General features: G+C 70.5%; 9 protein-coding genes. 7 read left to right on the forward strand and 2 right to left on the reverse strand.

Annotation, left to right across the window (positions count from 1 at the left end; translation table 11 throughout):
- Both urtB and urtA read right to left on the reverse strand, forming a co-directional pair.
- Positions 1-1,938, reverse strand: coding sequence for an urea ABC transporter permease subunit UrtB (urtB, locus tag J3P31_RS12085; protein WP_210528721.1), 1,938 nt, complete (start codon positions 1,936-1,938; stop codon positions 1-3).
- A gap of 39 nt (positions 1,939-1,977) precedes the next feature.
- Positions 1,978-3,264 (reverse strand): urea ABC transporter substrate-binding protein, encoded by a 1,287-nt coding sequence (gene urtA, locus J3P31_RS12090; RefSeq protein ID WP_210528722.1) that lies wholly within the window; start codon positions 3,262-3,264, stop codon positions 1,978-1,980.
- 517 nt (positions 3,265-3,781) lie between these two features.
- Here urtA and J3P31_RS12095 point away from each other — a divergent pair.
- The 7 genes from J3P31_RS12095 to cysG all read left to right on the forward strand — a co-directional run bounded on the left by J3P31_RS12095 (position 3,782) and on the right by cysG (position 14,108).
- On the forward strand, positions 3,782-4,378 hold the full coding sequence (locus J3P31_RS12095; RefSeq protein ID WP_210528723.1) for an ANTAR domain-containing response regulator: 597 nt from the start codon (positions 3,782-3,784) through the stop codon (positions 4,376-4,378).
- The gene (locus J3P31_RS12100) at positions 4,375-5,613 is read left to right on the forward strand and encodes a CmpA/NrtA family ABC transporter substrate-binding protein (protein ID WP_368373072.1); all 1,239 of its coding nucleotides are present in this window, start codon (positions 4,375-4,377) and stop codon (positions 5,611-5,613) included. The genes J3P31_RS12095 and J3P31_RS12100 overlap by 4 nt, the downstream gene beginning before the upstream one ends.
- Before the next feature lie 316 nt (positions 5,614-5,929).
- On the forward strand, positions 5,930-7,192 hold the full coding sequence (locus J3P31_RS12105; RefSeq protein WP_210528724.1) for an MFS transporter: 1,263 nt from the start codon (positions 5,930-5,932) through the stop codon (positions 7,190-7,192).
- A 59-nt stretch (positions 7,193-7,251) separates the two neighbouring features.
- A complete protein-coding gene (gene nirB, locus J3P31_RS12110) occupies positions 7,252-9,711 on the forward strand; it encodes a nitrite reductase large subunit NirB (protein WP_210528725.1) in 2,460 nt (819 codons plus the stop codon).
- Positions 9,708-10,043 carry a nitrite reductase small subunit NirD gene (nirD, locus tag J3P31_RS12115; RefSeq protein WP_210528726.1) on the forward strand — a complete coding sequence of 112 codons (336 nt, stop codon included), beginning with the start codon at positions 9,708-9,710 and terminating at the stop codon, positions 10,041-10,043. Before nirB ends, nirD begins: the two co-directional genes overlap by 4 nt.
- Positions 10,040-12,694, forward strand: coding sequence for a nitrate reductase (locus J3P31_RS12120; RefSeq protein ID WP_210528727.1), 2,655 nt, complete (start codon positions 10,040-10,042; stop codon positions 12,692-12,694). The genes nirD and J3P31_RS12120 overlap by 4 nt, the downstream gene beginning before the upstream one ends.
- Entirely contained in the window at positions 12,666-14,108 is a 1,443-nt protein-coding gene (cysG, locus tag J3P31_RS12125; RefSeq protein WP_210528728.1) for a siroheme synthase CysG, read from the forward strand. Before J3P31_RS12120 ends, cysG begins: the two co-directional genes overlap by 29 nt.
- The last annotated feature ends 103 nt before the right edge of the window (positions 14,109-14,211 follow it).

Here is a 14,211-nt window from a genome sequence, read left to right on the forward strand (position 1 = left end):
TCAGGCTCCTGCCGCGCGGCCCTTCATCGCGACGATGCCGCGGGGCCGGAACTGGATGAAGGCGATGATGAAGAGGATCATGTAGGTCTGGGCCGCGAGGGTGTTCGACGGGTTGAACCATTCGATCCCCTTCTGGAGGATCCCGATCAGCGAGGCTCCGGCCAGCGTCCCCCAGACGTTGCCCACGCCGCCGACGACGACGGTCATGAAGCTCTGGACGATGTAGTCCGAGCCCATCTCGGACGTGACCTTGGCGTAGAGCCCGATGGCCACCCCGGCGATCCCCGCGATCCCCGACCCCAGCCCGAAGGTCAGCATCGCGATGCGGTCGGGGTCGATTCCCATGGAGGCCGCCATGCCGGGGTTCTGCGTGACGGCGCGCACCTCGAGCCCCAGCCGCGTCCGGTTGAGGATGAAGAGCAGCAGCCCCAGGAACAGGAGCGCCAGCACGAAGATGGCGATCCGGATGTAGGCGATGCCCAGCACGTCGTTCACGATCCAGGCTCCGTCGAGCCAGGACGGCGAGGTCAGCGGCCGCGCCTGCGTCCCGAAGATGTTCTTGGCGATCTGCTGGAGCGCGATCGAGATCCCGAAGGTGGCGAGCAGCGTTTCCAGCGGGCGATGCGCAAGGTGGCGGATCACGAGCCGTTCCATCGCGACCCCCGCCGCGAAGGTCACGGCAAAGGCCAGCGGCAGCGCGAGGATCAGCGACAGCGTGTAGTCGGGCACCAGCGTCTGCACGACATAGCCGGTGTAGGCGCCCATCATGATGAACTCGCCATGGGCCATGTTGATGACGCCCATGACCCCGAAGGTAATGGCCAGCCCGATGGCCGCAAGGAAGTAGATCGAGGCCAGCGAGATCGCGTCCAAGGCGATGTCCGCGGCCTGGTAGAGGCTGACCCGGGTGACGGCCGACGCCAGCGCACGCTCGGCCGCGCCGGTGATCGCGGCGTCCTTCTCCGCATAATCCTGCCAGAAGGCATGGGACCCCAGCGCCGCGTCGACCTCCTCCTCGGAGATGCGGGGCGGCAGCCCGCGCGCAGGGGCGATGGCGTCATAGGCCGCGTGCCGCGCCTCGTCCGAACCCAGGGTGGCCACCGGCGCATCACCCACCTTTCCCCCGGCAAGGGCCGCGACGAGGGCGTCGCGGATCGCGTTCTCGGTCACCCGGGGCGGCGCGAGGCCGGCCTCCACCAGCATGACATAGGCGGCCTCGCGCGGGAGCTCGTCGCTCCCCGGCGTCAGCTTCCAGGCGACGTTGGCCTCGGCGGGAATGGCGTCGGCGGCCCGGGGCTCGCTCGAAAGGATCTGGTTCAGGACGGCGCGGGCTTCGACCGTGATGTCGGAGCCCAGGGCCTCGATGGCGGCGATGCGGGCCTCCGGGTCCGCCTCGAAGCGGGCGGCCAGCAGGTTCTCCAGCCGCTCCTTGCGGGCCAGGACCCCCGGGTCGTCCTCGCCCTCCAGCGAGGCGCGCAGCGGCTCCAGCTGCTCGGGCGCGGGGTCCTTGGCGATGGCATCGAGAGCCGCCTGACGCCGCGCGATGTCGGGATCGGACAGCTGGAACTGGATCAGCGCCGACCCGATCACGCCCCGCACGCCCGCGTTGGGCCTGAGCTCGTCGACCTCGCGCGGGCCGCTGTGGCCGACCTCCTCGCCCGAGGAGACATCGAACAGGACATGCCCGCCGCCCTCCTTGGTCCCGTAGAAGAACAGGCCGTCGCTCTGGCGCTGGACGACCTCCTTGGCCTGCCAGCGTTCGAGGAAGGTGGGCACCTCGGGCAGGCCCGAGGCCACGAGCCGGTCCAGCACTTCGCCCACCGTGCGGCGCGACGGGTCCGAGATCGCCTCGGGATCCGCCTGGAGCAGGTCCTGGAGGGTCTGCGCCGAGGCCATGGAAGCCCAGAGCGCCGCGATGAGGGCAAGGACGATGCGCATCGTGATGTCCGGGGGACCCGGAGGCCCCCCGGCCCTTTCTCAGTAGTTGGAGGTGAGCTGCACGCAGGTCTGGGTCTGCGTGTTGTACATGCCGCAATGCAGCTTGGACCAATCGGACTCGAGCACGGCGGATTCGGGCAGGAAGTCCGTCCAGGCGTCGCCCGCCACCGGATCGGTCTGCGAGATGATGTCGAACTGGCCGTCGTCCCGGATCTCGCCGATCAGCACCGGCTTGGTCAGGTGGTGGTTCGGCAGCATCTCGGCGGTGCCGCCCGTGAGGTTCGGGAACGTCTGGCCGACCATGGCGTCGATCACCGCGTCCACGTCGGTCGTGCCGGCCTGCGTGACGGCGTTCACCCACATGTTGAAGCCGATGTAGTGGGCCTCCATCGGGTCGTTGGTCACGCGGGCGTCGTCGCCGATGTAGTCGTGCCAGGCCTGGATGAAGGCCTCGTTCTCGGGCGTGTCGGCGGACATGAAGTAGTTCCAGGCCGCGAGGTGCCCCACGAGGTTCGAGGTGTCGAGGCCCGACAGCTCCTCCTCGCCGACCGAGAAGGCCACGACCGGCATGTCGTCCGCCGAGATGCCCTGCGCCGCCAGCTCCTTGTAGAAGCCGATGTTCGCGTCGCCGTTGATGGTCGAGATCACGCCCACCGGCTCGCCGTCGGCGGCCAGCGCCTTCACGTCCGACACGATCGTCGCCCAGTCCGACTGGCCGAAGGGCGTGTAGTTGACGAAGATGTCGCTCTCCGGGATGCCCTTCGACTCGAGGTAGGCGGTCAGGATGTTGTTCGTGGTGCGCGGGTAGACGTAGTCGGTGCCCAGCAGGGCGAACTTCTTGATGCCCAGCTCGTCTAGGTAATAGTCCACCGCCGGGATCGCCTGCTGGTTCGGGGCGGCGCCGGTGTAGAAGACGTTGCGCGACGATTCCTCGCCCTCGTACTGGACGGGGTAGAACATCAGGCCGTCGAGCTCTTCCAGCACCGGCAGCACCGACTTGCGGCTGACCGAGGTCCAGGCCCCGAAGATCACGTCCACATGGTCCACCGTGAGCAGCTCGCGCGCCTTCTCGGCGAAGAGCGGCCAGTCCGACGCGGGGTCGACGACCACCGGCTCGATCTGGCAACCCAGCAGACCACCCTTCTTGTTCTGCTGGTCGATCAGCATGAGCATGGTGTCCTTCAGCGTCGTCTCGGAGATCGCCATGGTCCCCGACAGCGAATGGAGGACGCCGACCTTGATGGGGCAGGCCTGCTGGGCGGTTGCGGCGCTGGCCCCCAGAGCGGCCGCGAGCGCCGCAACGGAAAGGCTGGTCTTGATGGTCATTCCCGAAAATCCCTGTCCATGGCCGGGCCATGGCGCACGGGCACCGATCGCTTGCGCGCCGGAAACCCGCGGCTATCCTTGCGCCGCAGCCGTTGTTCTTGCTGCCGTCGCGCGGGGGCTCCTGTCTGGCCGACCGGCCCTGCGCGACGCTCTGTCCAGGCCCCCTCGTTGGAGCCTTGGCCCAGCAAACACGGCGCCCGAGGCGGCTCGCAATGGCCGCTGCCGTCCCGACCGGCAGGGTCCCGCGGATTGGTCAACGAACGGGCAGCGCGGGGCCAAGCGCCCATTTAACCGGCACCCGAGGGATCGAACGGATCTTCAGCAGGGTCGGAGATGAGGAAAACGGACCCCGCGGCGGCGTCGAACCACCCGCGCCCATGGCGGGGAAGGCCGTGCAGAGCCCCGGATCGTTCCACGCTGCCCGTCCGAAAGGCACTATGGCGCGGCGGGACGCCCGATCCCGCCGTCCGGCCCGGCTCGGGCTTGCGCCGGGCCGGGACCGCAGGACAGATGAGGCATGGCCGATCCCCTGCTCTCGATCCTCGTCATCGACGAGAACCGCGCCCGCGCCGCGATCATCGAGGCGGGCCTGCGCGAGGCCGGGCACGACCAGGTGACCCTTGTCCATTCGATGGCCGGCATCGCCCGCCGCATCCAGGAGGCCGCGCCGGACGTCATCGTCATCGACCTCGAGAACCCGAATCGCGATATGCTCGAGGACATGTTCCAGCTTTCGCGCGCCGTCCGACGCCCCGTGGCGATGTTCGTGGACCGCTCCGACAGCGCTTCGATCGCCGCGGCGGTCGAGGCCGGGGTCTCGGCCTATGTCGTGGACGGGCTCCGGCAGGAACGGGTCAAGCCCATCCTCGACATGGCGGTGAGCCGCTTCAACGCCTTTGCCCGCCTGACGCGCGAACTCCAGGAAGCCCGGGAGGAGCTGGAGGGCCGAAAGGTCGTGGACACGGCCAAGCGCCTCCTCATGAAACGCAGAAACATCTCCGAGGACGAGGCCTATGCGCTGCTCCGCAGGACGGCCATGAACAAGAACCGCAAGATCGCCGAGATCGCCCAAAGCCTCGTGACCGCCGCGGACCTGCTGGGAGACGAGCCGTGACGCACCGGATCATCGCGGGATTCATGCCGCTCCTCGACAGCGCGCTCCTTGTCGCCGCCCGGACGAAGGGCTTCGCCGAGGCGGAAGGGATCGACCTCACGCTGCTTCGCGAAACCTCCTGGGCCAACATCCGGGACCGGATCGCGGTCGGCCATGTTCAGGTCGCGCACATGCTCGGCCCCATGCCCATCGCCTGCAACCTGGGCCTTACGCCGCTGGCGGCGCCGACCGTGGTCCCCATGGCGCTGGGACTCGGTGGCAACGCGGTCACGGTCTCGAACGCCCTTTGGTCCCTGATGGAGCGCGAGGGCGCCCGGCCCGACCTTTCGCCCGCCGGGACGGGTCACGCCCTGCGCGAGGTGGTCGCCTGCCGCGCGCGGGACGGCTGGGCGCGGCTGCGCTTCGCCGTCGTGCATCCGCATTCCAGCCACAACTACGAGCTGCGCTACTGGCTCTCTGCCTGCGGGATCGTGCCGGGGCAGGACATCGACATCCTCATCCTCCCGCCGTCGCTCATGCCCGACGCCCTGGCCTCCGGCGCCCTGGACGGCTTCTGCGCGGGCGAGCCCTGGAACACCGTGGCGGTCGCGCAGGGCTCGGGCCGGATCGCCACCGTCAAGGCCGCGATCTGGCGGCAAAGCCCGGAAAAGGTTCTGGGCGTCGATGCCGCCTGGGCCGGGACGCACCCCGAGGCGCTCGACGCCCTGCTCCGCGCCCTGCACCGCGCGGCGGTCTGGTGCGGAACCCCCGCGAACCGGGAGGAGCTTGCCGCCCTGCTCTCGGACCCGGCCCATGTGGGCTGCCCCGCGGATCGGCTCCTGCCGGCGCTGACCGGCCAGCTCCGCATCGCGCCGGACGAGGTGGCGGCCGTGCCGGACTTCTTCGTGCCCCAGGCTTCGGCCGCGACCTTCCCATGGAAAAGCCATGCGCTGTGGTTCTACAGCCAGATGGTCCGATGGGGCCAGGTCGCCCATGCACCCCGCGCCGCCCAGATCGCGCGGGACACCTATCGCCCCGACCTTTACCGCCGCGCGCTGGGCCCGCTCGGGGTGGCGCTCCCCTCCGCGAACGCCAAGGTCGAGGGCGCCCTGACCCGTCCCACCCCGGTCGGATCGTCCGGGGCGAGCCTCGTGCTCGGCCCGGACGGCTTCTTCGACGGAGCCCGGTTCGACCCCGATTCGCTCGACGCCTATGTCGCCGCGCAGCAAGGTTCGCCGGACGCCCAAAGGGCGTGAGATCGGCGCCCATATGCTGTGCAGTGCGCAAACCGCCTTCGCCGGCATCGCCCCGAGGCTGGCGATGCCTAACTGGCAGGCAGATCATGTATCTGATTTTCTTCCGATATCCACGATTTTCCGGGTTGGCGGACCTGCGGTTCTGGGCTAGCCCTTAGGACATCCTCCCACTTCGGCGCCCAACGGAGGGCGCCTGGCAAAGCCGCCGGTCAGGAGTTCGGGCCACTCTCCCTCGGAGTGGGCCAGAACCATCTGACGGCGGCTTTTTCATTTCCCTCACAGCGCGCGGACGTCCCTCCGCGCCCAGGAGAGTCTCATGTCCGACGCCCTGTCTCCGCACGACCCCGGCTCGCCCTCGCGGGCGCTGGCCCTGTCCACCGTCGCCTTCACCGTCTGCTTTGCCGTCTGGACGATCTTCTCGATCATCGGCGTGAAGATCAAAGAGGAGCTGGGCCTGAGCGAGACCGCCTTCGGCCTCCTGATCGGGATGCCGGTGCTGTCGGGATCGCTGGTGCGGCTGGTGCTGGGGATCTGGACGGACCGCTTCGGCGGGCGGCTGGTCTATACGGCGACGATGCTGCTGGCCTCCGCCTCCACGGTGCTGCTGTCCTTTGCGACCACCTACAACCAGATGCTGCTGGCCGCGCTGGGCGTGGGCCTCGCGGGCGGGTCCTTCGCGGTGGGCGTGGCCTATGTGTCGCGGTTCTACCCGGCCGGCCGGCAGGGGACGGCACTCGGCATCTTCGGGGTGGGCAACGTCGGCGCGGCGGTGACCAAGTTCGTCGCGCCCTTCGTCCTGGTGGCCTATGGCTGGGAGACGACCGCGCTGGTCTGGGCCGCCGCCCTCGCCGTCATGGCTGTAGTCTTCTGGTGTTCGACCGAGGACGACCCGGTGATCGTCGCCCGCCGCAAGGGCGCCGCCGCCCCGGCCCGCCCCTTCCTGGCGGAGTTCGAGCCGCTCAAGGACATCCGCGTCTGGCGCTTCGCCCTCTACTACTTCTTCTCGTTCGGGGCCTTCGTGGCGCTGGCGCTCTGGCTGCCGCGCTACCTGATCGGGGTCTACGGCTTCGACATCAAGACCGCGGGCATGATCGGCGCGGCCTACTCGATCCCGGCCTCGGTGGTGCGGGCCTGGGGCGGGCACCTGTCGGACCGGATCGGCGCGCGCCGGGTGCTGGTCTGGACCTTCGCGGTCTCGGCGCTCTGCACGCTGATCCTGTCGGCCCCTTCCTCGGGCAACGCCGCCGACGGCACGGCGCGGGCCGCCCTCTCCGTCCCCGCCTTCATCGCGGTGATCTTCGTGCTGGGCTTCTTCATGGCCCTGGGCAAGGCCGCCGTCTACAAGCACATCCCGGCCTATTACCCGACCAACGTCGGCGCGGTCGGCGGCCTGGTCGGCATGATCGGCGGCCTGGGCGGCTTCGTCCTGCCCTTCGCCTTCGGGATGCTCAAGGACGCGACCGGCCTGTGGTCGAGCTGCTTCATGCTGCTCTTCGTGCTGGTCGCGATCTGCTTCGCCTGGATGACCTCGGTGGTGCGCCGCCTGAACGCCGCCCCCGCCCCCCTTCCCGCCGAATGACCTCCACGCGGCGGACCGCCTCCGCCGCGTCCCCGTCCCGAACCCTGAGGACCCCGACAATGACCGAGCGCCTCGTCATCATCGGCAACGGCATGGCCCCGGGCCGGATGCTGGAGCACCTTTTCGCGCAGGCCCCCGGCGCCTACCACGTGACCATCTTCAACGCCGAGCCCCGGGTGAACTACGACCGGATCATGCTGTCCCCGGTACTGTCAGGCGAAAAGACCTACGGCGACATCGTCATCCACGACGACGCTTGGTACGCCGCCCACGGTATCACGCTCCATCGCGGGCACCGCGTCACGCAGATCGACCGGACGGCCCGGACCGTGACATCCGACCAGGGCATCACCGCCCCCTACGACCGCCTCGTCATCGCCACCGGCTCCAACCCGTTCATGATCCCCGTTCCGGGCCGCGACCTGCCCGGCGTCCTCGCCTACCGCGACCTCGACGACGTCCAGCAGATGCTGGAGGTCGCAGACAAGGGGGGCCGTGCCGTCGTCATCGGCGGCGGCCTCCTGGGCCTCGAGGCCGCCGCCGGCCTCAAGCAACGCGGAATGGAGGTCACCGTCCTCCATGTCATGCCGACGCTGATGGAGCGCCAGCTCGACCCCGCCGCCGGATACCTCCTCGAAAAGGAACTGAAGCGCCGGGGCATCCACGTCATCACGAAGGCCATCACCAAGGCCATCCTCGGCGAGGACCGGGTCAAGGCCGTGGAACTCGCCGATGGAACCCTGATCCCCGCGAGCCTCGTCGTCATGGCCGTGGGCATCCGACCGAACGTCCAGATCGCCAGGGAGGCGGGGCTGGAGGTCGCGCGCGGCATCGTCACCACCGACGCCATGCAGACCTCCGACCCGGCGATCTACTCTCTCGGTGAATGCGCCGAGGTCGGCGGGCAGGTCTACGGCCTCGTGGCCCCCCTCTACGAGCAGGCCCGTGTCCTGGCCGCGCATCTCGCGGACGACACCGCGCCCAGGTTCGTGCACCAGGACACGCCCACGAAGCTCAAGGTCACCGGCATCGATCTCTACTCTCTGGGCGATTTCGCCGAGGGCGACGACCGCGAGGAGATCGTGCTCCGCGACGCGAGCGCGGGCGTCTACAAGCGCATCGTCCTCAGGGACAACCGGATCATCGGCACCGTCCTCTACGGCGAGACCGCCGACGGCGCCTGGTTCAACGACCTCAAGAAGAAGGCCACCGACGTCTCCGATATGCGGGACACGCTGATCTTCGGGCAGATGTTCCAGTCGGGCCAAGGGGGCGCCTCCGCGGACCCTTTGGCGGCCGTTGCGGCCCTCTCGGATGATGCCGAGATCTGCGGCTGCAACGGCGTCTGCAAGGGCAGGATCACCGGCGCGATCCGCGCCAAGGGCCTGACCGACCTCGACGGCGTGCGCGCCCACACCAAGGCCTCCGCGTCCTGCGGCACCTGCACCGGCCTCGTGGAAAAGCTCCTCAGGCTGGAGCTGGGCGACACCTACAATCCCACCGCCGTGCCCCCGATGTGCCCCTGCACGACCCACGGCCACGACGAGGTCCGCCGCCTGATCCGCGCCAAGGCCCTCAAGACCATCCCCGCCGTGATGCAGGAGCTGGAGTGGAAGACCTCCTGCGGCTGCGCCAAGTGCCGGCCCGCGCTCAACTATTACCTCGTCTGCGACTGGCCGGACGAATACGCCGACGACTACCAGTCCCGCTTCGTCAACGAGCGTGTCCACGCCAACATCCAGAAGGACGGCACCTATTCGGTGGTCCCCCGGATGTGGGGCGGCATGACCTCGGCCAAGGAACTCCGCGCCATCGCCGACGTGGTGGACAAGTTCGATATCCCCGCCGTCAAGGTCACGGGCGGCCAGCGGATCGACATGCTGGGCATCCGCAAGGAGGATCTTCCGGCCGTCTGGGCCGACCTTGGCAAGGCCGGCTTCGTCTCGGGCCAGGCCTACGCCAAGGGCCTGCGGACGGTGAAGACCTGCGTGGGCAACACATGGTGCCGCTTCGGCACGCAGGACTCCACCGGCCTCGGCATCCGGCTCGAGAAGTTCATGTGGGGCTCCTGGACGCCCGCCAAGCTCAAGCTCGCCGTCTCGGGCTGCCCCCGCAACTGCGCCGAGGCGACCTGCAAGGACATCGGCGTCATCTGCGTGGACTCGGGCTACGAGATCCACTTCGCGGGCGCCGCCGGCCTCGACATTAAGGGGACTGAGGTCCTGGGTCACGCCGCGACCGAGGACGAGGCGCTGGAGATCGTCGTCGCCCTCACGCAGATGTACCGCGAGCAGGCCCGCTACCTCGAACGCATCTACAAATGGGCCAAACGGATCGGCGTCCCCGAGATCAAGCGGCAGATCATGGAGGACGCCGATCGCCGTCGCGCCTTCTTCGACCGCTTCGTCGTTTCCCAAAGGTTCGCCCAGGTGGACCCCTGGTCCGAGCGCGTCTCGGGCAAGGACAAGCACGAGTTCAAGCCGATGGCGGTCGTCGGCTATCAGGAGGCTGCGGAATGAGCATCTGGATCGACATCGGCAACCTCGACGACCTCCCCTTGCGCGGCTCGCGCTGCGTGCAGACTCCCACCGGCCGGATCGGCGTCTTCCGCACCGCCGACGACCGCGTCTTCGCGATCCGCAACGAATGCCCCCACAAGGGCGGCCCGCTGACCGAAGGCATCGTCCACGGCCATTCCGTCACCTGCCCGCTCCACAACTGGGTCATCTCGCTCGAAACCGGCCAGGCCCAGGGCGCCGACGAGGGCGCGGTCGAGACGATCCCCGTCCGCGTCGAGGGCAGCCGCATCCTCCTCCTGCGCGCGGCCATCGGGGCGAGGGTCGCGGCGTGAGCGGAGAGGTCCGGACCACCTGCCCCTATTGCGGCGTGGGCTGCGGCGTCCTCGCGCGCGTCGAGGGCGACCGCGTCCATGTCCGGGGCGACCCGGACCACCCCTCCAACTTCGGCCGCCTTTGCTCCAAGGGCGCGGCGCTCGGCGAGACCATGGCCCTCGACGGCCGCGTCCTGCACCCCGAGGTGAAAGGCCAGCGCACTACCTGGGACGCCGCCCTCGACCTCGTGGCGCACCGATTCACCGAGACCGTCGCCCGGCACGGCCCCGACTCCGTCGGCTTCTACGTCTCCGGCCAGCTCCTGACCGAGGACTACTACGTCGCCAACAAGCTCCTGAAGGGCTTCATCGGCACCGCCAACATCGACACCAACTCGCGGCTCTGCATGGCGTCGTCCGTGGCGGGCCACAAGCGGGCCTTCGGCGAGGACATCGTGCCGGGCACCTACGAGGACCTGGAACAGGCCGACCTCACCGTCCTCGTGGGCTCCAACCTCGCCTGGTGCCACCCGGTCCTGCACCAGCGCCTCCTCGCGGCGAGGGAGCGGCGCGGCACGAAGATCGTCGTCATCGACCCCCGCCGCACCGCCACCGCAGAGGACGCCGACCTCCACCTCGCCATCCGCCCGGGCAGCGACGTCCTCCTCTTCAATGGCCTCCTCGCCCACGTGGCGGCCAGCGCCGCGACCGACCCCGCCTGGATCGCGGCGCACACCAATGGCTTCGAGGCCACCCTTGCACTCGCCCAGGCCGACGCGCCCGACCGCGCCCGCGTCGCCAAGGGCTGCGACATCCACCCCGCCGACCTCGCCCACTTCTACGACTGGTTCACCACGACGCCCCGCACCGTCACCGTCTACAGCCAGGGCGTGAACCAGTCCGCCCACGGCACCGACAAGGTGGGCGCGATCCTCAACGTCCACCTCGCGACGGGCCGCATCGGGCGCGAGGGCATGGGCCCGTTCAGCGTCACCGGTCAGCCCAACGCCATGGGGGGCCGCGAGGTCGGAGGCCTGGCCAACCAGCTCGCCGCCCATATGGGGTTCAGCGCCCCCGAGATCGACCGCGTGTCGCGCTTCTGGACCGCCCCGAACCTCGCCCGCAGCCCCGGCCTCAAGGCCGTGGACCTGTTCGAGGCCGCCCGCACCGGCCCCCTCAAGGCGCTCTGGATCATGGGCACCAACCCCGCCGTCTCCATGCCCGACGCCAGCCGCGTGCGCGAGGCGCTCCGGACGGTCCCGTTCCTCGTGGTCTCCGACGTGAGCCGCACCGACACCACCCGCCAAGCCGACGTCCTCCTCCCCGCCGCGGCCTGGGGCGAGAAGGACGGGACCGTCACCAACAGCGAACGCCGCATCTCCCGCCAACGCGCCTTCCTTCCCCTTCCCGGAGAGGCCCGCCCCGACTGGCGGATCGTCACCGACGTCGCCCGCCGCATGGGATTCGCGGACGCCTTCCCCTACCAGTCCCGGGCCGAGATCTTCAGGGAACACGCCGCCCTGACCGCCTTCGAGAACGACGGCGAACGCCTCCTCGACCTCGGCGCCCTCGCGGACCTTCCCGACGACGCCTACGAGGCCCTCACCCCCGTCCAGTGGCCCGCCAGGCGCGGCACCCCGCCCGGCGGCCGCCTCCTCGCCACCCGCTGCCCCACCCCCGATGGCCGCGCGAACCTTGTTCCCGTCCGGCAGGAGGGCCCCGCCAAGCCCACCGACCGCGACCACCCCATCGCGCTCACCACCGGACGGCTCCGCGACCAGTGGCACACGATGACGCGCACCGGGCTCGTGCCGCGCCTGATGACCCACGCGCCCGAGCCCGTGCTCGACCTCGCCCGCCACGCGGCGCAGGGCCTCGGCCTCCGCGACGGCGACCTCGTCCGCATCGAGAGTCCCCTGGGCCAGGCCCTCGCCCGGCTCCGCATCTCCGACGCCCTTCGCCCCGGCGAGGCGTTCCTGCCGATGCACTGGAGCGGCCTTTTCGCCGCCCGCGCCAGCACCGGCCCCCTCTCCAACCCGGCGACCGACGCGCTTTCCGGCCAGCCCGAGCTGAAGCATGTCCCCGTCCGGGTCACCAAGGCCGAGACGCGCTGGGTCGGGCTTCTGCTGACGCGCCGCGACCTGCGCCCGACGGGCCTCCTCCACTGGAGCCGCGCCCGCGTCCCGGGCGGCTGGGCCTACGAGTTGACCGGGGCCGAGCCGCCAGAAGAAGGCGTCCTCCTCGCCCGCGCCCTGCTGCCCGCGACCGCCCGCGAGGGCCTGATCGACTATGCGGACAAGCGGGCCGGGACGTGGCGGGCCGCCGCCCTCGCCCCGGACGGCACGCTGGCCGAGGCGCTGCTGGTCGCGCCGCCGGACCGGCTTCCCGACCGGGCGTGGCTGCTGTCGCTGCTGGAGAGCGCCCGGCCCCTGTCTGCGCTCGACCGCCGCGCGCTGCTCTCGGGACGCGCGCCCTCCCCGCAGCCCGACAAGGGACGCATCGTCTGCGCCTGCCTGGGCGTTGGGGTGAACGAGATCGCCGACGCCGTCCGCGCTGGCGCGACCAGCGTGGACGCGATAGGCAACGCCACCAGGGCAGGCACCAACTGCGGCTCCTGCCGCTCCGAGATCCGGGAGTTGATCCATGCGCAACGCCTCCTTGCCGCCGAGTGACGCCGCCCCCGCGCGGGTCGAGCCGCTGTCGGTCCTCCCGGTCTTCTTCGACCTGCACGGCAAGCGCGCCCTCGTCGCCGGAGGCACCGATCCCGCCGCCTGGAAGGCCGAGCTTCTGGCCGCCGCCGGGGCGGAGGTCACCGTCGCCGCCCCGGAGCTGGAGGACGAGATGGCCCGCCTCGTGCAGGCCGGGACCGTCCGCCACCTGCCCTGCGACTGGACGCCCGACCTCCTCCAGGGCTGCGCCCTCGCCATCGCCGACGAGGAGGACCCGGAGCGCGCCCAGGCTTTCGTCGACGCGGCCCGCGCCGCCGCCGTGCCCGTCAACGTCATCGACAACCCGGCCTTCTGCCAGTTCCAGTTCGGGTCCGTCGTGAACCGTTCGCCGGTCGTGGTCGGCATCTCCACCACCGGGGCGGCGCCGATCCTGGGCCAGGCCGTCCGCCGCCGGATCGAGACGCTGCTCCCCCGCTCGCTCAGCCAGTGGGGCGCGCTGGCGCAGACGGTCCGCGACCGCGTGGTGGCCCGGCTGTCCCCCGGCCCGGCCCGCCGCGCCTTCTGGGAAGGCTTCGTGGACCGCGCCTTCGGTCCCGCGCCCGGCGACGATGCCGAAGCCGACCTCCTCCGGCTGCTCGACGCACCCACCCGCAGCGGCGGCCACGTCACCTTTGTCGGCGCCGGTCCCGGCGACCCGGAGCACCTGACCCTCAAGGCCGTCCGGGCGCTGCAATCCGCCGACGTGATCCTGTTCGACGACCTCGTCTCCGACGGCGTGCTCGAACTCGCCCGCCGCGAGGCCAAGCGCATCCTTGTCGGCAAGCGCGCCGACCGGCCCTCCTGCAAGCAGCACGAGATCAACGACCTGATGGTGACGCTGGCCAAGGCCGGGCGGCGCGTCGTGCGGCTCAAGTCCGGCGACCCGATGATCTTCGGCCGCGCGGGCGAGGAGATCGCGGCGCTCAAGGCCGCGGGCCTCCCATACGACGTGGTGCCCGGCGTGTCGGCAGGGCTTGCGCTCGCGGCGACGCTCGGCACCTCGCTCACCCACCGCGACCATGCCAAGTCGGTGCGCTTCGTCACCGGCCACAGCAAGCACGGCGGCCTGCCCGAGGATCTGGACTGGGCCGCCATCGCCGACCCTTCGGCCACCACGGTCATCTACATGGGCGCGCGCATGGCGGGCTGTTTGTCCGAACGCCTCATCGCCCTGGGGCTGTCGCCGGACACCCCGGCGGCGATCGGCCAGGCCCTGGGCCGCCCGGGTGAGCGGACCGCCCACGCCACCCTGGCGACCCTGCCCGACGCCGTCGGACAAAGCGACCTGTCCCAGCCGATCGTCATCGGCATCGGCCATGTGTTCGGCGCAACGGCCAAGGAGGCCTCGGCCCAGGACGCCGCCCGCGCCATCGCCTGACCTCCCGGACCTCGACCGGCCGATCGCGGGAGCCAGCCCCCGGACCGGGCTCCGCCGTCCTCCGCCTGACCCCTGCGCCCGACCCTCGCCCAGCTCGGCCAGG

It is taken from the genome of Rubellimicrobium arenae (assembly GCF_017916275.1).
Lineage (GTDB): Bacteria > Pseudomonadota > Alphaproteobacteria > Rhodobacterales > Rhodobacteraceae > Rubellimicrobium > Rubellimicrobium arenae.